At 63.5% G+C, this 21,005-nt stretch carries 18 protein-coding genes; 7 read left to right on the top strand and 11 right to left on the bottom strand.

From position 1 onward, the window contains the following. Nucleotides 1–19: 19 nt before the first annotated feature. The 5 genes from CK627_RS11525 (at nucleotide 20) to CK627_RS11505 (ending at nucleotide 7,233) form a co-directional block, all read left to right on the top strand. Nucleotides 20–916 carry a glycyl-radical enzyme activating protein gene (locus CK627_RS11525; protein ID WP_095592399.1) on the top strand — a complete coding sequence of 299 codons (897 nt, stop codon included), beginning with the start codon at nucleotides 20–22 and terminating at the stop codon, nucleotides 914–916. A 52-nt stretch (nucleotides 917–968) separates the two neighbouring features. Further along, the gene (locus CK627_RS11520; protein ID WP_095592398.1) at nucleotides 969–3,401 is read left to right on the top strand and encodes a formate C-acetyltransferase/glycerol dehydratase family glycyl radical enzyme; all 2,433 of its coding nucleotides are present in this window, start codon (nucleotides 969–971) and stop codon (nucleotides 3,399–3,401) included. Nucleotides 3,402–3,493: 92 nt separating this feature from the next. Further along, nucleotides 3,494–4,240: a DeoR/GlpR family DNA-binding transcription regulator gene (locus CK627_RS11515; RefSeq protein WP_095592397.1), complete on the top strand. Its 747-nt coding sequence runs from the start codon at nucleotides 3,494–3,496 to the stop codon at nucleotides 4,238–4,240. Between the two features lie 128 nt (nucleotides 4,241–4,368). Beyond that, nucleotides 4,369–5,262, top strand: coding sequence for an EamA family transporter (locus CK627_RS11510; RefSeq protein WP_005302790.1), 894 nt, complete (start codon nucleotides 4,369–4,371; stop codon nucleotides 5,260–5,262). Nucleotides 5,263–5,382: 120 nt separating this feature from the next. Beyond that, entirely contained in the window at nucleotides 5,383–7,233 is a 1,851-nt protein-coding gene (locus CK627_RS11505) for an extracellular solute-binding protein (protein WP_095592396.1), read from the top strand. A gap of 112 nt (nucleotides 7,234–7,345) precedes the next feature. On the opposite strand, the gene CK627_RS11500 is transcribed toward CK627_RS11505, so the two are convergent. Beyond that, complete coding sequence (locus CK627_RS11500) at nucleotides 7,346–7,738, bottom strand: DUF2750 domain-containing protein (RefSeq protein WP_005302792.1); 393 nt, start codon at nucleotides 7,736–7,738, stop codon at nucleotides 7,346–7,348. A gap of 94 nt (nucleotides 7,739–7,832) precedes the next feature. Beyond that, entirely contained in the window at nucleotides 7,833–8,390 is a 558-nt protein-coding gene (locus CK627_RS11495; protein ID WP_095592395.1) for a hypothetical protein, read from the bottom strand. 248 nt (nucleotides 8,391–8,638) lie between these two features. Between CK627_RS11495 and CK627_RS11490 the strand changes: the two genes are divergently transcribed. After that, nucleotides 8,639–8,887: a TIGR02647 family protein gene (locus CK627_RS11490; RefSeq protein ID WP_095592394.1), complete on the top strand. Its 249-nt coding sequence runs from the start codon at nucleotides 8,639–8,641 to the stop codon at nucleotides 8,885–8,887. Here CK627_RS11490 and CK627_RS11485 read toward each other — a convergent pair. The 7 genes from CK627_RS11485 to CK627_RS11455 all read right to left on the bottom strand — a co-directional run bounded on the left by CK627_RS11485 (nucleotide 8,874) and on the right by CK627_RS11455 (nucleotide 14,685). After that, nucleotides 8,874–9,179, bottom strand: a complete 306-nt coding sequence (locus CK627_RS11485; protein ID WP_095592393.1) for a hypothetical protein — start codon at nucleotides 9,177–9,179, stop codon at nucleotides 8,874–8,876. The genes CK627_RS11490 and CK627_RS11485 overlap by 14 nt on opposite strands. 120 nt (nucleotides 9,180–9,299) lie before the next feature. Then, on the bottom strand, nucleotides 9,300–9,509 hold the full coding sequence (locus CK627_RS11480) for a cold-shock protein (RefSeq protein ID WP_005302803.1): 210 nt from the start codon (nucleotides 9,507–9,509) through the stop codon (nucleotides 9,300–9,302). Nucleotides 9,510–9,713: 204 nt separating this feature from the next. Continuing rightward, on the bottom strand, nucleotides 9,714–10,814 hold the full coding sequence (locus tag CK627_RS11475; protein WP_017778578.1) for a dihydrolipoamide acetyltransferase family protein: 1,101 nt from the start codon (nucleotides 10,812–10,814) through the stop codon (nucleotides 9,714–9,716). Beyond that, entirely contained in the window at nucleotides 10,811–11,797 is a 987-nt protein-coding gene (locus CK627_RS11470; protein WP_054544481.1) for an alpha-ketoacid dehydrogenase subunit beta, read from the bottom strand. Before CK627_RS11470 ends, CK627_RS11475 begins: the two co-directional genes overlap by 4 nt. After that, nucleotides 11,794–12,885, bottom strand: coding sequence for a pyruvate dehydrogenase (acetyl-transferring) E1 component subunit alpha (gene pdhA / locus CK627_RS11465; RefSeq protein WP_017778580.1), 1,092 nt, complete (start codon nucleotides 12,883–12,885; stop codon nucleotides 11,794–11,796). The genes CK627_RS11470 and pdhA overlap by 4 nt, the downstream gene beginning before the upstream one ends. A 280-nt stretch (nucleotides 12,886–13,165) precedes the next feature. Further along, nucleotides 13,166–14,191, bottom strand: a complete 1,026-nt coding sequence (astE, locus tag CK627_RS11460; protein WP_017782311.1) for a succinylglutamate desuccinylase — start codon at nucleotides 14,189–14,191, stop codon at nucleotides 13,166–13,168. Between the two features lie 284 nt (nucleotides 14,192–14,475). Then, entirely contained in the window at nucleotides 14,476–14,685 is a 210-nt protein-coding gene (locus CK627_RS11455; RefSeq protein ID WP_005302810.1) for a DUF1127 domain-containing protein, read from the bottom strand. Between the two features lie 504 nt (nucleotides 14,686–15,189). On the opposite strand from CK627_RS11455, the gene CK627_RS11450 reads away from it, so the two are divergent. Then, the gene (locus tag CK627_RS11450; protein ID WP_017782310.1) at nucleotides 15,190–16,083 is read left to right on the top strand and encodes a DNA replication terminus site-binding protein; all 894 of its coding nucleotides are present in this window, start codon (nucleotides 15,190–15,192) and stop codon (nucleotides 16,081–16,083) included. Nucleotides 16,084–16,197: 114 nt separating this feature from the next. Here the strand turns inward: CK627_RS11450 and CK627_RS11445 are convergent, their stop codons facing one another. After that, the gene (locus CK627_RS11445; protein WP_095592392.1) at nucleotides 16,198–20,028 is read right to left on the bottom strand and encodes a DEAD/DEAH box helicase; all 3,831 of its coding nucleotides are present in this window, start codon (nucleotides 20,026–20,028) and stop codon (nucleotides 16,198–16,200) included. A gap of 223 nt (nucleotides 20,029–20,251) precedes the next feature. After that, nucleotides 20,252–20,902: a YceH family protein gene (locus CK627_RS11440; RefSeq protein WP_095592391.1), complete on the bottom strand. Its 651-nt coding sequence runs from the start codon at nucleotides 20,900–20,902 to the stop codon at nucleotides 20,252–20,254. Between the last annotated feature and the right edge of the window lie 103 nt (nucleotides 20,903–21,005).

The following is a 21,005-nucleotide window of genomic DNA, read 5'->3' as shown; positions in this document are numbered from 1 at the left end:
AAAAACAAAAGGAGGCGGTATGATTTTCGACCTGCAACGCTATTCAACCCACGATGGCCCCGGCATTCGCACCCTGGTGTTTCTCAAGGGGTGCTCGCTGGCCTGTCGCTGGTGTCAAAACCCGGAAAGCCGCTCTCCCAAGCCGGACATACTACTCGACCGGCGCCAATGCATCGAGGGATGCCGGCTCTGCAGCGACGCCTGCCCGGCAATCTTGCGTGACAGCCAGGGTGTCCAGCTCACCCGCTCATCCCTCGGCAATCAGGATGTGGAACGGCTGCGCGGCCTCTGCCCCAGCGAAGCGCTGCAGGTGTGCGGCCGGGAGGAGAGCCTGGACACCCTGATGGCCACCATCTTGCGGGATCGCCCCTTCTTCGAGCGCAGCGGCGGCGGGGTCACCCTCTCCGGCGGCGAGCCCTTCATGCAGCCCGCATTTGCCGCCAGCCTGCTGGCCCGCTGCAAGGCCGAGGGGCTGCATACCGCGGTGGAAAGTTGCCTGCACGTGCCCTGGCACCAGATTGAACCCAGCCTCCCCCACCTCGACCTGCTGCTGGCGGATCTCAAGCATGTGGATGAGAAACGCTTCTTCGACTGGACCCGCGGCAAGGTCGCCCTGCCGCTGGCCAACCTCAAGCGGCTGGCCGAACGCGGCGTGGCCATGCAGATCCGGGTGCCGCTCATCCCCGGTTTCAATGCCGACCACGCCTCCATCGAGGCCATCACCCAGGCCGCCGCCAGCCTCGGCACGGTACAGGAGATCCACTTTCTCCCCTACCACACCCTGGGCGTGGGCAAATACGCCCTGCTCGACCAACCCTATCTGGCCCCCCTGCAGCCACTCGATGACCCGGCACTGCTCGCCTTTGCCCATGAGTGTGCCCGTGCGCAGGGGCTGACCCCGCTCACCCGGGGCTAGCAACACCCCATGACATCAGCCATTCGCTGCCCAATGACCAGAGGATAAGACCATGACCCAGCTCGACCTCACCACCCTGCCCCCGCGGATCCGCGCCCACAAGGAGAGCCTGATCCACATCGTCCAGCCGCCGGTCTGCACCGAACGTGCCCGCCACTATACAGAGGCCTATCAGGCCCACCTGGCAAGGCCGCTGCCGGTGCGCCGTGCCCTGGCGCTGGCCCACCACCTCAAGGAGCGCATCATCTGGATCAAGCACGACGAGCTCATCGTCGGCAACCAGGCGAGCCAGGTGCGGGCGGCGCCGCTCTTTCCCGAATACACGGTGGGCTGGATCGAGAAGGAGATAGACGAGCTGGCGGACAGACCTGGCGCCGGCTTTGCGGTGAGCGAGGCGGACAAGCTGGCCATCCACGCCCTCACCCCCTTCTGGCGCGGCCAGACGGTGCAGGATCGCTGCTACGGCCTCTTTACCGACGAGCAGAAGGGGCTGCTGGAGAGCGGCATCATCAAGGCCGAGGGCAACATGACCTCGGGGGATGCCCACCTCGCAGTCAATTACGATCAGCTGCTTGCTCTCGGTCTCGACGGCCTCAAGGCCAGGGTGGCCGAGCGGCGCGGCCGGCTCGATCTGGCAGACTGGGCCGATCTGCAGCGCGAGCAGTTCCTGCAGGCCGTCGCCATCACCTTCGATGCCGTCAGCCAGCACATCGAGCGTTACGCCGCGCTGGCCCACGAACTGGCGCAGCAGGAGCCGCGCCCCGAGCGCCGCGGCGAACTTGAGACCATCGCCCTCAACTGCGCCCGTATCGCCCACCAGCCACCCGAGACCTTCTGGCAGGCGCTGCAGCTCTGCTACTTCATCCAGCTCATCCTGCAGATCGAGTCCAACGGCCACTCGGTGTCGTTTGGCCGGATGGACCAGTACCTCTACCCCTGGTATCGCCGCGAGGTGGAATTGTCGGAATCCCTGCCGCGCACACGTGCCATCGAACTGCTGCAAGGGTGCTGGCTCAAGCTGCTGGAGGTGAACAAGATCCGCTCCGGCACCCACTCCAAGGCCTCCGCCGGCAGTCCGCTCTACCAGAACGTCACCATCGGCGGCCAGAACTGGCGGGATGGCAAAGCCCACGACGCGGTCAACGGCCTCTCCTACACGATTCTGGAGTCCTGCGGCCAGCTGCGCTCGACCCAACCCAACCTCTCGGTGCGCTACCACGCCGGCATGAGCGAGGATTTCCTCGACGCCTGCATCCAGGTGATCCGCTGCGGCTTCGGCATGCCCGCCTTCAACAACGACGAGGTGGTGATCCCCGAGTTCATCAAGCTCGGGGTGAGTGAGGAGGATGCCCACCACTACGCCGCCATCGGCTGCATCGAGACCGCGGTGCCTGGCAAGTGGGGCTATCGCTGCACCGGCATGAGCTTCATCAACTTCGCCCGCATCCTGCTGGCGGCGCTCGATGGCGGCCGTGACGCCACCACCGGCAAGGTCTTCCTGCCCCAGCCCCAGTCACTGAAGGCAGGCTCGTTCGGCCACTTCGACGAGGTGATGGCCCGCTGGGACGAGCAGGTGCGCTACTTCACCAGAAAATCCATCGAGATCGACTGCGTGGTCGACAGCGTGCTGGAGGCCCAGGCCCACGACATCCTCTGCAGCGCCCTGGTGAATGACTGCATCGAGCGCGGCAAGACCATCAAGCAGGGGGGCGCCGTCTATGACTGGGTCTCCGGCCTGCAGGTGGGGATCGCCAACCTGGGCAACAGCCTGGCGGCGCTGAAGAAACTGGTGTTCGAGCAGGGGGTGGTGGATCAGTGCGAGCTGGCCGAGGCGCTCGAGCAGGATTTTGCCGGGCTTGAGGGCGAGCAGCTGCGCCAGCGCCTCACCAATGCAGCTCCCAAATATGGCAACGATCTGGACGAGGTCGACCTGCTGCTGGTGCAGGCCTACCAGAGCTACATCGACGAGCTCAAGGGGCTGCACAACACCCGTTTCGGCCGCGGCCCCATCGGCGGCACCTACTATGCGGGTACCTCCTCCATCTCGGCCAACGTGCCGTTCGGTGCGGCCACCATGGCCACCCCGGATGGCCGCCACGCCCGCACCCCGCTGGCGGAAGGGGCCAGCCCAGCGTCGGGCTCGGATCGCCTCGGCCCCACGGCGGTGTTCAACTCCCTCGGCAAGCTGCCCACCCCGGCCATCCTCGGCGGCGTGCTGCTCAACCAGAAGCTGAGCCCGGCCAGCCTCGAGAGCGAGCGGGACAAGGCCAAGCTGATGAGCCTGCTGCGCACCTTCTTCGAGGTACACAAGGGGTGGCACGTGCAGTACAACATCGTCTCGCGGGAAACCCTGCTGGCCGCCAAGGCCCATCCCGACCAGTATCGGGATCTGGTGGTGCGGGTGGCGGGCTATTCGGCCTTCTTCACCGCCTTATCCCCCGATGCGCAAGATGATATCATCGCCCGCACCGAGCACAGTCTCTGACGGGCCCCACCAGGGGCAGCTGTGCCCCATTATGACCGGCAAGCCACCCGCGAGGTGGCTTGCCGCTATCCACTGCCAGCCAGCGAGGTCCCATGAACCCACGCCACCAACTGATCCTCACCCTGGTCCATCAGGCCCGCAAGATGAGCGTGAGCGATCTCTCCCAACGTACCGGGGTCTCGGAGGTGACGGTGCGCAACGACCTGACCGCCCTCGAAAAACAGGGGCTGCTCAAGCGGGTGCACGGCTCGGCCATGGCGCTGGAGAGCGACGACCCCGACGCCCGGATGAACATCAACTACCTGCTCAAGGAGCGCCTCGCCGAGCGCGCCGCCCAGCTGGTGGAGGATGGCGAGACGGTCTTTATCGAGGGGGGCAGCGCCAACGCCCTGCTGGCCCGTCATCTGGCCCTGCACAAACGGGTCACCATCATCACCATCAGCAGCTACATCGCCCATCTGCTGCGCGACACCCAGGCCCAGGTGGTGCTGCTCGGCGGTCTGTTCCAGCATCAGAGCGAGAGCGTGGTGGGGCCGCTGACCCGGCTGTGCATCGAGCAGGTGCACTTCTCCAAGGCCTTCATTGGGGTGGACGGCTTTCACCCCGAGGTGGGCTTCACCGGCCGCGACATGATGCGGGCCGACGTGGTCAACAGCGTACTGGCCAAGGGGGTGACCAATGTGGTCATCACCGACAGCAGCAAGTTTGGCGCCATCCATCCGAGCCCGCTCGGCACGCCGGACCAGATCGGCGTGCTGGTCACCGACGACGCCTTGCCCGTCACCATGCGATCCACCCTGACTGCGCGCGGCATCACAGTGCACTGCGTCACCGCCTGAATCGCACCTTGCCCCCCGTTGCCGGGTCACTCCCCCGCCTGGCCGCTTGACGGCGCCCACCGAGGCTGGGGTATGCTCGTCCTCTTTTGGCCACCGCCTGGCAAGGGCCACTCTTTCAAGGACGTGACATGCACACCAAGGACAAGTTTCTGGCCGCTCTGGTCATCCTCTGCTGGGGGCTCAACTTCGTCGCCATCAAGTGGGGGCTGGAGGGGATCCCGCCACTGCTGCTGGGGGCGCTGCGCTTCGTCGGGGTGGTCTTTCCCGCCATCCTGCTGGTCCCCAGACCCGCCATGCCCTGGCGCTGGCTGCTGGCCTACGGCGGTGCCATCAGCCTGGGGCAGTTCTCCTTTCTGTTCTGCGCCATGAAGTTCGGCATGCCGGCGGGCATGGCCTCGCTGGTACTGCAATCCCAGGTGGTGTTCACCCTGCTGTTCGCCATGATCTGGCTGGGGGAGCGCTGGCAACCCCACCACTGGGTGGCCCTGCCGCTGGCGGGGGCCGGGCTCTACCTCATCGCCACCCATGGCGAGGGCAATCTCACCCTGCTCGGCTTCGTGCTGACCCTCTGCGCCGCCGCCTGCTGGGGCCTTGGCAATGTCATCAATCGCCAGATCGGCCTGCGTTACAAGACCTCTCTGCCAAGCCTGGTCGCCTGGGGCGGGCTGGTGCCCATCCTCCCCTTCTTCGCCCTCTCCTGGCTGTTCGAGGGGCCTGAGCTGATGGCCAGCAGCCTGCTCAACATCAGCTGGCAGGGGATCCTGTGCGTGCTCTATCTCTCCTTTGTCGCCACTTGGCTCGGCTACGGCCTGTGGGGACGGCTGCTGATGCGCTACCCGGTGGCGCAGGTGGCCCCCCTCTCCCTGCTGGTGCCCTGCGTCGGCATGGTGGCGGCGGCCCTGTTGCTGGACGAGCACCCCACCCCCTTGCAGTGGCTGGGCTCGGCCCTGGTGCTGCTGGGGTTTGTGGTGCATCTGCTGGGCGGGCGGCTGCGCTGGTTCAAATCGCAGACCGCCGCCTGACGCTTATTTACCCGTCGCCATTGACCGGGGCGGAGAAACTTTTCATGATGAGCCAGCCCCAACGGGGCTCGCATCATCAACATATGGCCTGCAGGACGCAGCCATCAGGAGAGCAAGGACATGCCATCGACAGTCACCGCCGGCCCCCGGATCATCCCGCGCCTTCTGCGCACCAGTGCCATCACCCTGACCCTCTGCCTGAGCCACTACGGCTGGAGCGCCACCCTGCCCGCTGACCTCAAGTGGGAGAGCAACAACGCGGATCCGGTGTTCGCGGATCCGGCCGCCAAGCGGGGCGGCACCTTTCGCGGCTTCATGACCAGTTTTCCGCTGACCCTGCGGGTGTACGGTCCGGACTCCAACGGCGGCTTCGCCGGCTATGTGCGGGAGACCAACCTGCCGCTCTTGAGTACCCACCCCGTCACCGGCAATCCCATGCCCATGCTGGCCAACGAATGGGCCTTTGGGCCCGACCACAAGACCCTCTATCTGCGCATCAACCCCAAGGCGCGCTGGTCAGACGGCCAACCGGTCACTGCCGATGACTGGCTGTTCACCCTCAAGCTGCTGCGCAGCAAGGAGATCAACGACCCCTGGTACAACAACTACTACAGCACCCAGATAAGCGACGTCACCAAGTTTGACGACCACACCCTGGCCATCTCCAGCGGCAGTGCCAAGAGTCGCCAGGATCTGCTGGAATCCCTCCCCTTCACCCCGGCCCCCAGCCACGCCATCAAGATCACCGCCGACTGGGTCAAGGAGTACAACTGGAAGGTGCTGCCGGTGACCGGCCCCTACCAGCTTGGCGAGGTGAAAAAGGGCAAGTCGGTCACCTTCGAGCGGGTCAAGGATTGGTGGGGCAATGACGAGCGTTACTTCCAGCACCGTTTCAACCCGGACCGGATAGAGCTCAAGGTGCTCAGGGATCAGAACATCGCCTGGCAGCACTTCCTGCGCGGCGAGCTGGATACCTTCCCGCTGGTCATGCCCAACTGGTGGCACGACAAGACCAGGACGCCTGAGTTCGAGCAGGGTTATATCGAGCGACACTGGTTCTACAACCAGACCCCCCAGTCCCCCATGGGGCTCTATCTCAACACCGCCGATCCGCTGCTGCGCGATCTCAATGTGCGGCTCGGCATCCAGCATGCCCTCAACCTCGACAAGATGCTCACCACCCTGCTGCGGGGGGACTATCAACGCCTCAACAGCTACGGCTCAGGCCAGGGGGAGTTCACCAACACGGCGCTCAAGGCCCGCCCGTTTGACCCCGAGCTGGCGCGCCAGTACTTCGCCAAGGCCGGTTTCACCAAGCCCGGCCCCGACGGTACCCTGCAAAACGACAAGGGCCAGCCGCTGACCCTGAGCATCACCTACACCACGGCGGAGCACGCCCAGCGCCTCACCCTGCTGCGCGAAGAGGCCAAGAAGGCGGGGCTCAACCTCGAGCTCAACCTGATGGATGCCTCGGCCGGCTTCAAGTCGATGCTGGAGAAGAAACACCAGAGCGCCTGGATGGGCTGGAGCACCAGCCGCTATCCCGCCTACTGGGAATATTTCCACAAGGTCAACGCCAACAAGCCGCAGACCAACAACATCATGAACATAAATGACGACGCCATCACAGCCCTGGTGGAGCAGTACGACAAGGAGTTCGACTTCGCCAAAAAGGCGGCGCTGTCGCGCCAGATCCAGCAGCGACTCTATGAACTGGCCAGCTTCATGCCCGCCTATCAGGTGCCCTACACCCGGGAAGGGGCCTGGCGCTGGATAAAACTGCCCAAGTTGCCGGCGACGCCCAAGAGCGAACTGCTCTACTGGCCGCTGGACGGCAGCAACAGTGGCTACAGCTACGGCGGCCTGTTCTGGATTGATGAAGAGACCAAGGCGCAGACCCGGGCCGCCATCAAGGCAGGCCAGCCCTTCCCACCCGTCACCCTGGTTGACACCACCTATCAGCAGAAATAGGGGGCCTGCGCAGCCTGCCTCTTTGCCAGGGTGTGCCAAGGCCATCAACAAAAAGACCCCGCAATGGCGGGGTCTTTTTTGCAACCTGGGTTGCTGCTGAGGCAGGAGGCGCTTAGCCGCGCTTGGCCTGCTTCTGGGCGATGGCGTCGGCCACGTCGGCCGGCTCCAGCACGATACCTTCCTGATCCGGCGTCGGGAAGACGGCCACGCACAGCTCATCCTGCTCCATGCCGTCAATCCAGCGCTCCAGCCACACCTTGAGGGTGATGGACTGCGGCTTACAGTCGGCCCACTCCCCTTCGGCCCACGCCTTGGCGTACTCCGGGTGCGGCCATACCGGGATGCAGTCTTCATCGTCGGTGGTCAGCATCATGACGCCGTGCTCGTCGGTCAGAACGAACAGCTCTTCGTGCTCGACCAGCTTGCTGATGAAGTGATCAAAGCGGTAGTCCGCGTTCAGTTGCAGCGCTGCATTGCGCTCGGTGTCGCTCAGTTCATAGCTCATCGGTCAAGTCTCTTGTGCAATAAAGGGCGCCATGTTCACATCTTGCCGGCGCCTTGTCCAGTATGAGAGATCGGTCACCGATTTTTGAGCCGGTTCACCCGAGCTCAGGAGTCACCAGGTCGATCTCCGCCATCTCGCCAAGGCGCTGGCGCAGCCAGTAGGCCGCCTCCACTTCGACGAAGCAGAGCTGATCCCGACCGGCCCTCGCCCCCGCCAGGATCTGTGCAAGACGAGCCTGCTGCGCGCTGTCCCAGGCATCGGCCAGCTTGCCGCCATGAGCCTCTTCCACCACCTCGCGGCGCAGCTCGAACAGGTTGTCGGTGATCGAGCTGTTGATCTTGGCCGGGCTGTGCCAGTACATCTGCAGGTTGTCCATCATCTCGCTGTCGTAGTTGGCCAGCGCGTCCAGCTCAGGCGTCGCCCCCTCTTCACCGGTCGCGAAGTCACACCAGGCCGCCGTCAGCGGTGCCAGGCTCTGGGCGGTTGCGCACTTGCCATGCTGACGCAGGGCGGCAACATCAGCCCCCTTGCAGGCGGGTAGCCAGAGATCCCCTTCATGTTGCTCGAGCAGCGGCAACAGCAGAGAGACCGGGTAGACGGAAAAACGGGAACCCAGGGTGTGCAGCAGGGATACCAGTGTGATCTTGACCATGGAATGCGCCTTGAACCGGGGGCCGACAGACAATATCGGCCAGATAGACAAAGGAAGCCCTATCCTATCATGTTTGACGCCGCAAAGCCGGACTCAAACAATTCTCAATTGATTCGCCAGATGACGGCCAAAAAAGCAGCGTTCGAGCACGCCAGGGAAAGATAAAGCCCAATAGTTTGAGCCAGCGCCCACTAAAGTGGATCCGGGAGTGCTAGTTTGCATACATCTTTAGCGTAAGGAGTGCATTCATGATCGGGATCGACCAGGTTTCCAGCGAGTTTATAAACGATTTGAAAATACTGGCATGCTTTGATCCGGCCAACATGAGCCTGGGGATCAAGTTGCGCAGCGACATGTCCGACGAACTCTGCCAGGCGGCTGTTCGCCTGCACCAGCAGGGACTCATCAGCGCGGAAGATGGCGGCTATCTGACACCATTCGGCATGACCATGGTCGAGCACCTGCAGCACCTGCTGGTGGCACTCAAACCGCTTTGACCGCCTTGGGAGCCCACAGCGAAAAGTTGAGCAGCTCCCAGCGTTTCCCTTGACGCAACAGACAGGCAAACAGCAAAGGACCTTCGGGTCCTTTTATCTTGCCATCGACCATCCACTCCCCCGCCCGTTGCGGCAACGGCTGCGCCCTGATCTCGTCCGGGAGCCTGCCAGCGCCCACCCGCACCTGCACAAACTGCTGGCACACGGCCATGGCCTCTTTCTCAACGGGGTTCGGCCCCTGTTTATCGGTGGAGGTTATCAGAGTGGCGGCGAGCAGAAGAGATGGCAGCATAGTCGGCACAACATGCAGAAGTAGAAGGTCACGCCTCACACCGACGGACGGTGATAAACGCCCATAAACAAAAAGCCGTGGAACCCAAAGGCACCACGGCTTTCTTAAATTCTGTAAGAATTACAGAGCAGTTACGTTCTCAGCCTGCGGGCCTTTTTGACCTTGGGTCACAGAGAACTGTACGCGCTGACCTTCAGCCAGGGTACGGAAGCCGTTACCTTGGATGGCGCTGAAGTGAACGAAAACGTCCGGGCCGTTTTCTTGCTGGATGAAGCCAAAACCTTTGGTTTCGTTGAAAAACTTAACGGTACCGGTGATCATGTTAGACATATCTTTAAACCTGTATTCAAAATAATTACTTATGCTTTTCAGCGGATAAAGCTCAAAAAACGGGATTAACTTATGAACAACAGGAAAAGATGTAAAACATCATATTCATTGACATAACTATCGCCCTTTCAAGCTGGTTGAGATTATACGTGGCTTTGGGGATTACGCAAACAATTTGTGCCCTGCCACGGCAGGGCACAAACGTTACAGCGTAGGTGCTTCCAGTGCCTGAACCAGGGCTTTGAGGAAGCGTGCCGCCTCGCCGCCGGTACAGGCTCTGTGGTCGAATGTCATCGACAGTGGCAGCGCTCTGACCGGGCGCGCCTCCCCATGGATGAACACCACCTTTTCGAACAACTTGCCCGCGCCAATGATGGCCACCTGGGGCGGCGTCACGATCGGGCTGGCATAGCGGCCCGCGATGGCGCCGAAGTTGGTGAGGGTGATGGTCGCCCCCTGCAGCATCTCGCGCGGTACGGCGCGCGCCTTCACGTCGGCGATCATGCGATCCAGCCCCTGGCGCAGATCGGCCCCTTCCCGCTCGGCCACGTTTTCCATTACCGGCACGTAGAGCCCATGTTTGGAATCCACCGCAATGGCCACGTTGACCTCCCTGAACAGCCGTCTTGACAGGGTATCGCCGTCGAACCAGGCATTCATGGAGGGCTCGGCCCGACAAGCTACACCGATGGCCTTGATGAGGCGCACTGTCACATCTTCATCGGGACGCCAGTGGCGCAAGTCCACCTCGTCGGTAATGCTGACCGGCACCACCGTCTGGTGCGAGAGCTCCATCGCCTTGGCCATGGCCCGGCGCGACCCCTTGAGGAACTCGTTGCCGCTGCTCTGCTGGGCTTCGAACGCTTGCTGCACGTCCTGCTCGGTCACCATGCCGGCACTGCCGCTGCCCTTGATCCGCTCGATGTCGAGCCCCAGTTTCTGGGCCAGCAGGCGCACCGCCGGCATGGCCTGCACCAGGGCGCCGCCGGGGGCGATGGCGCCCACCACGAAGTGATCCTCGATATGCTGTTGATGAGCGTTGACCTTGCCGACCACGGTGCCGTCATCCTCGCCGCCTTCGAACTCCACCAGCGGCGCACCTATGTGCAGAATGTCCCCCTCGGCACCACACAGCCTGGCGATGACCCCAGCCACCGGTGAAGGAACATCCACCAGCGCCTTGGCCGTCTCTACCGATAACAACACCTGGTCGACACTCACGGTATCGCCGGCGCTGACCTTCCATTCGACGATCTCGGCTTCGGCCAAGCCTTCACCCAGATCCGGTAATTTGAAAAATTTCATAGCCACTGGTTCTCCATCAGCTGATGAGCCGTATCGGCAATGTCCTGCTCGGTGATGAGGTAATACTCTTCGTTGCGGTAGTAGGGGACGGCGGCGTCCACCCCGGTGAGCCGTCTGGGCGGTGCCTTGAGGGAGGTGAGCGCCTCCTCGGTGACCCGCGCCACGATTTCGGCACCGACCCCGAAGCTGCCGCATGCCTCGTGCACCACCAAGAGGCGACCGGTCTTGCGCACCGATGCCAGTATGCTCTCCATGTCCAGCGGCTTGATGGTGGCCAGATCCAGCACCTCGCACTGGATATCCTGCTCCGCCAGCAGATTCGCTGCCCGCATCACCTCCTGGATGCAGGCTCCCCAGGCGACGACCGTGAGGTCGCGACCGGGACGCAGGGTGAAGCAGACATCCAGCGGCAGGCCGATGCCGTCATCCACCACGTCGGACTTCATGGAGCGATAGATGCGATCGGGTTCGAAGAACATCACGGGATCCGGGTCACGGATAGCCGACAGCAGCAGGCCATAGGCCCGCTTCGGGCTGGAGGGGATCACCACTCGCAGCCCGGGAATGTGGGCAAACAGGGCTTCCACGCTCTCGCTGTGGTGCTCGGGGGAGTGAATGCCGGCGCCGTAGGGGGAGCGGTAGACGATGGGGCAGGTGATGCGGCCCCGGGTGCGATTGCGCATCCGCGCCGCCTGGCAGATGATCTGCTCCATGCCCGGGAAGATGAACCCCTGAAACTGGAATTCGGCCACGGGTTTGAGCCCCTGGGTGGCCATGCCGACCGCCACCCCGGCGATCAGCCCCTCGGCCAGCGGGGTGTCGATCACCCGCTTGAAGCCAAACTTGTCGCGCAGGCCCACGGTGGCGCGAAACACCCCGCCGTTGACCCCCACATCCTCGCCGAGCACCACCACATCCGGGTCCCGCTCCATCTCGTGATGCAACGCCAGATTGACGGCCTCGAGCAACGTCATATCACTCATGCTTCCTCCCCGCTGTGCTGCTGCATGCCCTTGGCGATGATGCGCTGGCGCTGCGTGCGGTAATCCTTCGGCAACTCGGCAAACTGATAGTCGAGCAGGGTTTCCGGGGCCTGCGCCGCCGTTCCTTCATAGACGGCCACGGCGCGCTCGACCTCGCGGGCCGCCTCGGCCAGCAAGGCCTGCTCCTGCTGCTCGTCCCACCAGCCCTGTTCAAACATGAACTGACGCAGCCGCTTGACCGGCTCCTTGGCCCAGGCGGCTTCCACCTCGGCCGCTTCCCGATAGCGGGTCGCATCGTCGGCCGTGGTGTGATCCCCCAGCCGATAGCTGACCGCTTCGATCAGGGTCGGCCCCTTGCCGCTGCGGGCGCGTTCGACGGCGCTGCGGGTGGCCTCATAAACGGCGACCACGTCGTTGCCGTCCACCTGGAGGCTACGCACGCCGGCCCCTATCCCCTTCTGGGCCAGGGTGGGGGCGCTCGACTGCAGCTTGCGCGGCACCGAGATGGCCCACTGGTTGTTGTTGATGATCATCACCATGGGCAGGTGCCAGACGCCGGCACAGTTGAGCCCCTCCAGGAAGTCACCCTTGGAGGTGCCACCATCGCCGATGGTCACCACGGCGACCCTGGGCTGATTGCGCAGTTTGAAGGCCGCGGCGATGCCGGCGGCATGGGTGATCTGGGTGGCGATGGGCACGCAGATGGGCAGATCCTCGGAGAGTTCACCGTCGGCCTTGTAAAAGACGCTGCCGCGCTCGTCCCCACCCCAGTACTGCAGGTTTTTCTCCATGGGCACGCCCCGCACATAGAGGGTGGGCATGTCCCGGTAGTAGGGCACGTAGACATCCTGCGGCTGCATGGCGAGCCCGACGCCTATTCCGACCGCTTCGGCCCCCAGATGGGAGGGAAACGTGCCGAGCTTGCCGGTTCGCTGCAGCGCGATCGCTTTCTTGTCATAACTGCGCACCATCACCATGTTTCGGTAGAAGGTGTGCAGCATCGCCTTGTCCAGCCAGGTCGGTAGTGTGGCGACCGGGCGCCCTTCCTCATCGAGGTAACGAAGGAAAGGGATGTCGACATGGGTCATAACTGGCTCCTTGCCGTTGTCAACGTCACCACCATGAGGTGACCCTTTGAATGTAAATAGATTGTTAACCAAAGGGCAATGAGATTTAGCCAGGTAAGACCAGTAGAAACTTCTTTAATTTCAGAAAGAAGCTGGATTTTTCGGCTGAAAGAAAACGAAACAGGGAGCCACGTCGGGCTCCCTGTCAGGGCGGAGCGGGAGCTCCTGGGGCTCCCGCTCCGAGCTGCACGGCCGGCAAGGCCGGCGGCAGCCCGAGATTGTCATCAGGGGTAGCGCCGGGTTACTCCCACAGCCGGGTCGGCACCACCAGCAACACGGTGCGCTGGCCGATGGCCACGTTGGCGTTGGGGAACACCACCGCCTCCCGCGGTTTCTCTACCGTGTAGCGCAGTTCGCCATCCTCGGCCAGCACGAAACCCTGGGGAAATTCGGTGAAATTGTCCACATCGCTGGCAAACAGGAAACGAAACTGCTCCGAGCGTTTGTTGATCACCCGATCGATGGCAAAGATGGTGAAGTCATCCGCTCGCCAGGGCTCCAGCTCCACCTCATCCCGGGTCACCAGATCCTGCAGCGCCTGCCGGGTTTCGATGAAACGGGTCATGTCGTTCTCGCCGAACGGGCGCACCTTGCCCAGCTCCACCGTGAAGGCGTGAGCGCCATGGTGATGGGAGCTGTAATAGCTGAAGGTGGTGGTGGGGCCGCTGGAGAGCAGAATGGTGCGCACGCCGCAGGCACCGAGAAACTGTACCTGCTCCTTGCAGTGAGGCCGCTCGTGGGGGAAGGGGTAGACGGCAAACTTCTCGTGGCGCGAGCCGCGAATGGCGGTGTGCAGATCGTAGTGGTAGCGAGGCCTGGCCGCGTCGGCAAAGAAGCGGCTCACATACTGCTCGAGGCGCATGGCGCGGATCCGCTCCTGATTGCACAGCCCCTCCCCCTTGCTGTGGGCGCCGGAGAAGAGCCGGTTCATGTTCTCCTCCACTTCCCGCACACCCAGGTTCATGGCTGCCGGGTTGCCGAACAGGAACAGTACCCGATGGCGGGCCTTGAGCTCACCGCAGAGCAGGCGGGTCAGCAGCTGGTTGCAGATCTCGATGGGCGCGGTTTCGTTGCCGTGGACGCCGCAGGAGAGCACGATATCCTTGCGCCCACCGGGTTGATCACCGGCCCCGGAAGCGGGCTCGAGGCAGAGCACGCCGGTATCCCAGACACTCACCCTGTCGCCATTGGCCAACGCATAGGAAAAGGGCTCAAGCTGCCACTCGTGGCGGCGGGTCAGAGCCAAAAAGTCATGCTGGGGAATCATCCATCTCACCCTTTTGTCAGGAACGCTATGGGCGGATTATACGCAAGGCGCTTCGGCTTAAAATCAATTTTTAAACAAATTCAAACAGTAATGTTACAAGTTTGGGTGTGGAGCAGGATCGGGGCGTGGGGAACAGAGAGAGAGCGGCACAGAGCCGTGAGGGAAGAAATCGGGTAAGGCGATCAGCGTGAAGCAGCTGATGAACAGGGCAATCCATCAACCCGTGACGGCGGCGGTCTGCGACCGTGGATCAGCAAAAAAACGAGGCATCCTTGCCCGGCAGATCAACCACGCCAGAACGGCTTGGTGGTTTCTTGATAACGATCGGCTTCGTTCAGACCGATGTCCTTGAGCAGGTATTCGGGCAGCTCGGAGAGCTGGCGACGGCTGCGGCTACGTTCCAGCCAGGTCAGTACGGTCATTTTGACGCGGGCAACCAGATTCAGTTGGCTGGAATGCTGGTAACCGGCGGCGGTATAAGTCATGTTGGCCATGATATGGCTCCTCTGTAGGGTGTCTGCGCGGGTGCAAATTTGTTGCGCAAAGCTTAGTCAGGGGGTATGGCCGACTCAATTGACGAATTTTGATATCAGACATTAGTAAAACTAATGGTTGATGTCCGTGGTGAGATAAACATAAGATACTGATTATAAAAGACTAACAAACCTTTTCTTGGCCTGATGAAAGGCTGCAGCATATTCTCCTGCATGGCTCCCTTCTAACTATGCAGTTTCCTCTGCTGGCTATGCACTCCCGTCCTTGGCAAAAAGCAGGGTCAACCGGCTGTTTACATTCAATTGTTAATGAAGAGATCTTTCATTGATCTTCAATTAACACATTGATACACCACAGTTACCTTCCAGTGACCCATCGCCTTGCCCGCCTCTCGCTCCCACTTGGCACGCATACACAGGGCTGATATGGTTATTTATACAGTACCTTTACCGCCTTGCCGTTTCCCGCCCCATGGGCCGGCAAGGGCGACACAGGATATGCCGATGGAGACATTCACCCCCACCGCCGCCTTGCGCCAACAGATGGAGCGGCTCGAAGAGGCGCTGGCCAGGCTGGCGGATCAATTGACGCAGCTGGAGCTGCTGGAAGCCCACGTCTATCCCCTGCCCGCCGTCGCGCAGGGAGAGGAGCACGAGCCCATCGACACCATCACGGTGGGCTACCTCGATGGTGAAGAGGCGCTGGCCGCCACCCTGGCCGCCTATCGGGATCACAGTGCCCGCGCCGGCTGCTCCACCAAGGCCACCCATCGCCTGCCGGGCTGGCTGCGCTTGCCCGCCGCCAGCGCCCCGCTGCTGCGACCGCTGATCGACGAGATCAATGAGTGCAAGCTCACCTTCAAGGCCCTGGTACAACAGGCGGGCAGCCGGGACGAGAAGTTCGAGCTGGTGCACAGGGCGCTGCCCGGGGTCATCACCCTGCAGGTCTATCGCAAGCTGACCCTGCTGGAGGGTGACCTGCATTCGCTGGGCTTTACCTGGGCCGACAAGCAGAGCATCAACCGCCTCAGCCGCGAGCAGGTGCTGGAGATGCTGGAGCGCAGCCGCCGCTATGTCCCGGCGCTGTCGGACAACGAGGAGTGGAGCAAGATGGTGGATCAGGAGGTCTACGACATCCGCCGCCTGCCGGCGGATGCAGAGCTTCGGATCCGCCGCCCGGTCAAGACCCACCCCATGATCAACCTGCTCTGGCTGGATCGGGAGCCCCGCAAGCAGCAGATCAAGGCAAGCCTGCCTCTGCTGCTCTGCGCCGACAGCCAGCCGGCCGTCACCCATCTTGGCCACTATCCGCCCAAGCTGCGCCAGGCCAGGCGGGATCGCAAGATTGGCGGCGAGCCCATCATAGAGCGGCTCCACCTCTACCTCTATCAGGGCTAAGGGGCCCTTGTCCACCAGGCACAACCCACTCACCTCACAACACGTATCGCCCAACAACAAGGGGGAGCATCACAGGATGCTCCCCCTTGTTTCTTGCGCCGTGTCAGCCCCTCGTCAGCTCATCAGCAGGGCCCGCAGGCTCTCCACATCCAGCCCGCGCACTTCCGACTGGCCGCTCAGCAGGCCATCGGCCAGCGCCCGCTTCTCGTCATGCAGGGCGACAATCTTCTCCTCCACCGTCTGCTCACACACCAGGCGATAGACGGTGACCGGCTGGGTCTGCCCCATGCGGTGGGCCCGGTCGCTCGCCTGATCCTCCACCGCCGGGTTCCACCAGGGGTCGAGGTGCAGCACGGTATCGGCCTGGGTGAGGTTGAGCCCTGTGCCCCCCGCCTTGAGACTGATGAGAAACAGCGGCACCGCTTCGTGGCGAAAGCGCAGGATGGAATCCTGCCGCGCCTTGGCCGAGCAGCCACCATCCAGATAGCAATAATCCCACTGCCGCTGCTCGATGCGGGTGCGCAGCAGGCTCAGCAGATCGACGAACTGGCTGAACACCAGCACCCGATGACCGCCGTCGATGGCCTCCTCCAGCAGCGCCATCGCCTCGTCCAGCTTGCTGCTGGCCTCGGCCCACTCCGGCATCACCAGCTGGGGCGAGCAGCAGAGCCGGCGCAGCCGGGTCAGGCCGCTCAGCACGTGCATCAGGGCGCGACCATCGGCACTTTGCACCTGCTGCACCACTTCGCGCCGGGTCGCCTCGTAGAGCTGGCGCTCCGCCGGGGAGAGGCTGATGTGGTGGATGATCTCGGTCTTGTCCGGCAGCTCCGTCAGCACCTGGTGCTTGAGCCGGCGCAGGATGAAGGGGCTGATCACCGCCCGCAGCAGCGCCATGTGCTGGGGATCCTTGACCGCCTTGCCAAAGCGGCGCTTGAACTCGCCGAGGCTGCCCAGCAGCCCCGGGTTGATGAAGGTGAACAGGCTCCACAACTCCCCCAGATGGTTCTCGATGGGGGTGCCGGAGAGGGCGAGCCGAAAATCACCGTCGAGCTGGAACAGCAGCTTGGCCCGCTGGGTACCGGCGTTCTTGATCTGCTGCGCCTCATCCAGCACCATGCTGGACCAGCGCCGCGACTTGAGCGCCTCCGCCAGGCTGCCGAGCATGCCGTAGTTGAGCAGGATGATCTGCCCCGCCCTGGCCTCGCGCACCATCCCCTCCCGCTCGGCGGGGTTGTCGAACACCACCACCTCCAGCTCGGGGGCGAAGCGGGCCACCTCCTCCTGCCAGTTGGTGACCACTGACTTGGGTACCACCACCAGGGCCGGCCCCAGATGCTGGCGCATGCGCAGCACGATGAGGGCCTGCAATGTCTTGCCCAGCCCCATGTCATCGGCCAGACAGGCACCGAAACCGTGATGGGCCAGGGTCGCCAGCCAGCGCACCCCCTCCTTCTGATAGTCCCGCAGCGGCCCCATCAACTCGTCCGGGCACGCCACCTCCTGTTCCCACTCCTGCTGAAGGTTCTGCCAGGCGGCATCCCCCTCGGTGGTGATGACGGAGAGCAGCCGGGTGAGCGGATAGGCCAGCTTGTTGTTGATGCGCTGCTCGTCATCCAGCATGGCCCCCAGCATGGTGAGCCGCTCCACCAGCTTGTCGCTCAGCATCAGGCTGGTCTTCTCGTCGAGTTGGACGGTGCGCTGACCCGGCGTCAGCTGGCGCAGGATCAGGCGCAAATCGAGGATCTGATGCTCATCGAGAGAGAGGGCCCCCTCCACCTGGAACCAGTCCTGACGCCGCTCGATGCGCAGGCTCAGCGCCGCTTCATCGAGGCTCTTCAAACGCGCGCTGTCCTGATGCCAGTGAATGACCACGCCGGCATCCACCAGCTCCGGCAAGGCGTTGACCAGCGCCAGCGCCTGCTCCCCCTCGAGCCGCCATTCGCTGCCCGGCAGCTCGATGGGCAGCTGGTTGCGCAGCAGCTGGGCCTCGCCCCGCTCGGCCGCCAGATCCCGCTGCCAGTAGTGATCATCCTTGATCCCCTGGCGCACGATGGCCTCCCCCTTGCCAAGGGGCAGCGGCGGCAGCTCCTCGAAGCGGGTTACCAGCCTGACCGCCAGCTGGCCATCCTGCCAGTCGAGCTGCACCGAGGCCACACCGGGCCAGGGCGTCAGCTCGGCATTGCCGTGCAGCCCCGCCACCTGGCTGTGCCAGGGCAGATCCGGGATGGCATCCAGGGTGCGTTGCAACTCAGCCAGCCCCTCGGCCGGCAGGTCGGGAATGGCCTCCAGCGCCGGCAGGCGATCCTGCAGGGCCTGGGGGGTGAGGATGAGCTGCCACAGATCCTGCGCAAGCGGCAGTATGTGCGCCCCGCGTACGGCCGCGGCCGGGCTCAACACGGCCCCCATGCCCTGCTCGGTGGCCACGATCTGCAGCAGTGGCGCCGTGATGGCGAGCTGCAGCTTCTGCCCTCTGGCATTGAACAAACGGGAGTGGTTGGCCAGCGGCGCCCACACCTCGCGCGGCAGCCGCCCCATGTTGCGCGGCAGAGTGCGCACCAGCGCCCAATCCTCTTCGTCGAGCAGGGCGGCGTACTGGGTGGAGAGCAGGGCGGGATCGACCCGGCGACCGGCGGTCCACTCCCCTTTGGTGCTCTGTTTCTGGATCTTGCACTCGAGCTCGGGCCCTTCGGCGTGAAGCAACCAGACCAGCCGCTCCTGCGGTTTGCGCACGCCGCTGGAGCGGCCCAGTCCCTGCAGCCAGTTGAGCCAGCTGGCCGAGGCGGGAGCCTTCTCCTCATCTTCAGGCGCACTCCCCTGCTCATCCTGCCCGGCGGCCCGTAGCTGCTGCAGCGGGGCGCGTTCTGCCCCCTGCCCCAGCATCAGGCGCAGCAGATCCTGGCAGAAGGCCATCAAGCGGTGGCGGGGCGCGGCCTCCAGCACGTGGGAGAGATCCCACTTGTGCAGGATGGCCACCTGGGGACTCTGCTCGCCGTGCCGGGCCAGCGCACAGAGATCGAGCCAGAGGTAACCCCAATGGAGCTCCTCCAGCGGCAGTTGCAGGGTGTCGAACAGCCCGACCGCCTGGCCGTGGCGCTCCCCTGCCCACTGTCCCAGCAGATCGGCCAGCAGGGGGAACTGATTGGCCAAAGTGCGCAGCCACTTCTTGCGCTGCTCGCTGGCCAGCACGGGATCCGCCTGCTGCAACCAGCCCAGCCAGAGCAGGGCACTGAAGGTGGCAGGCCACTGACCCGCGCCCGCTGACGCCTGCCAGGCACCCAGCGCAGCCAGCAGGCGCTCGGCCAGCGGCTGCTCGTCTTCCTGCTCCGCCAGCTGCTGCAGGGCGGGCCAGTGAGTGATCGCTTCCCCGCTCGGCTCGCCGCAGAGCCATTGCCACTCGGCGGCAAAGCCCTCGGTCAGACCGGACAGCTCGGGCGCACAGTGCTGGGCAAGCGGGGTGAGCGGCCACTGCGGATGGGGCTCGGCATCGAGCAGGGTCTGCAGGGCAAAGTGCTGCATCAGCAACCGCTGCCACTGCGGGCTCGAGCCTGCCAGCAGCAGCTGGGCGTCGGGCAGATCGAGCAGACTCAGCAGGTCGGCCGCCAGATAGTAAGCGGGCACTTGCCCGGTCTCTCCCAGACAGAGCTCACGCACCAGCGCCTGCGCCATCTCCTGGCCTGTTACCGACGGCACCCGCGCCCAGTTGGGCATGGGACAATCGCCGCGGCGCACCGCCAGGATCAACGCCAGGGTTCCCTCTGCCGTCAGACTCCACTGTTGCTCCCCACGCAGCCGCACCAGCCCCAGCAGTTGCAACTGACTCAACTTGTCGAGCAGGGCCTGCCCAAGCGGCAGCTGTTCTTGCAAATAGCGGGTACTGGCGGTGCGCTGCAACTGCAGCTCGCCAAGCAGGGCATAACAATCTGAAGAGAGAGTGGACGCAGACATCGAGACTCACGGGCCGGTGCAAAAGCGGAATTTTAACGGGAAAGCGACTGCGGCTCGACCCTTAAGCGCGAAATAACGCAAAAAAGCTGGCGCCTGCTGGTCGGACCGACCATGACGACGGGACGCAGACAACCCGTCATTGCCGCCCCCGCGGCCCTGACGGGGAAACACAGGCATAAAAAAAGGCGCCGTAGCGCCTCTTGGAAAAGATCCTGTTCCGGCGTCAGCCTTCCAGCCGGGCCAGACGCTCGGCCAGCGCCTGCAGCTGCGCCTTGAGGTTCTCGACCTCCTCTTCCAGCGCGCTCAGCCTGTCCGCCGCCGGCGAGGCATAGTTGGCGGGGGCCGCCTCGGCCAGCGCCTGCAGATCCACCTCGCCGCTGAACAGGTGGGCGTAACGGGACTCTCGCTTGCCCGGCTCGCGCGGCAGCTTGACCACATAGGGGCCACGCTCGATGAGGGTCGCCAGCACCGCATCCACCTCGGCCACGTCATCGAAGCTGCACAGCCGGTTGGTGCGTGAGCGCAGTTCACCCGGTGTCTGCGGGCCGCGCAGCAGCAGTTCGCAGATAATGCCGAGCTCCTGGGCGGTGAACTTCAGCTCGCCAAATTCGGTGTTGCAAAAGCGATGTTGATAACGAGGCACCCGGGCGTTGAAACCGGCGGTATTGACCACCAGCCGCTTGCGGATCAGCTCATCCACCACGGCCCGGATGTCGAGCTCGGACAGCTCGAGCACCGGTTCGCGGTTGCTCTTCTGGTTGCAGGCATTGACCAGCGCATTGAGAGAGAGGGGGTATTGATCCGGGGTGCAGATCTCTTTTTCGATCAGACAGCCGATCACGCGGGCCTCCAACGGGCCAAGCACTAACTCCATTTCATACTCCCTACTAAGCAAGACGTTGAGGCCACTATCTTAGCCATGGCGCCTCTGCCGTCCAGCAGTGGCCACCATTTTTGCGAGGCGATGGGGCAGTTGA

Source organism: Aeromonas dhakensis, assembly GCF_002285935.1.
Taxonomy (GTDB): domain Bacteria; phylum Pseudomonadota; class Gammaproteobacteria; order Enterobacterales; family Aeromonadaceae; genus Aeromonas; species Aeromonas dhakensis.
The sequence above is the reverse complement of the archived record's forward strand: the minus strand, read 5'-3'. Positions and strand labels throughout refer to the sequence as shown.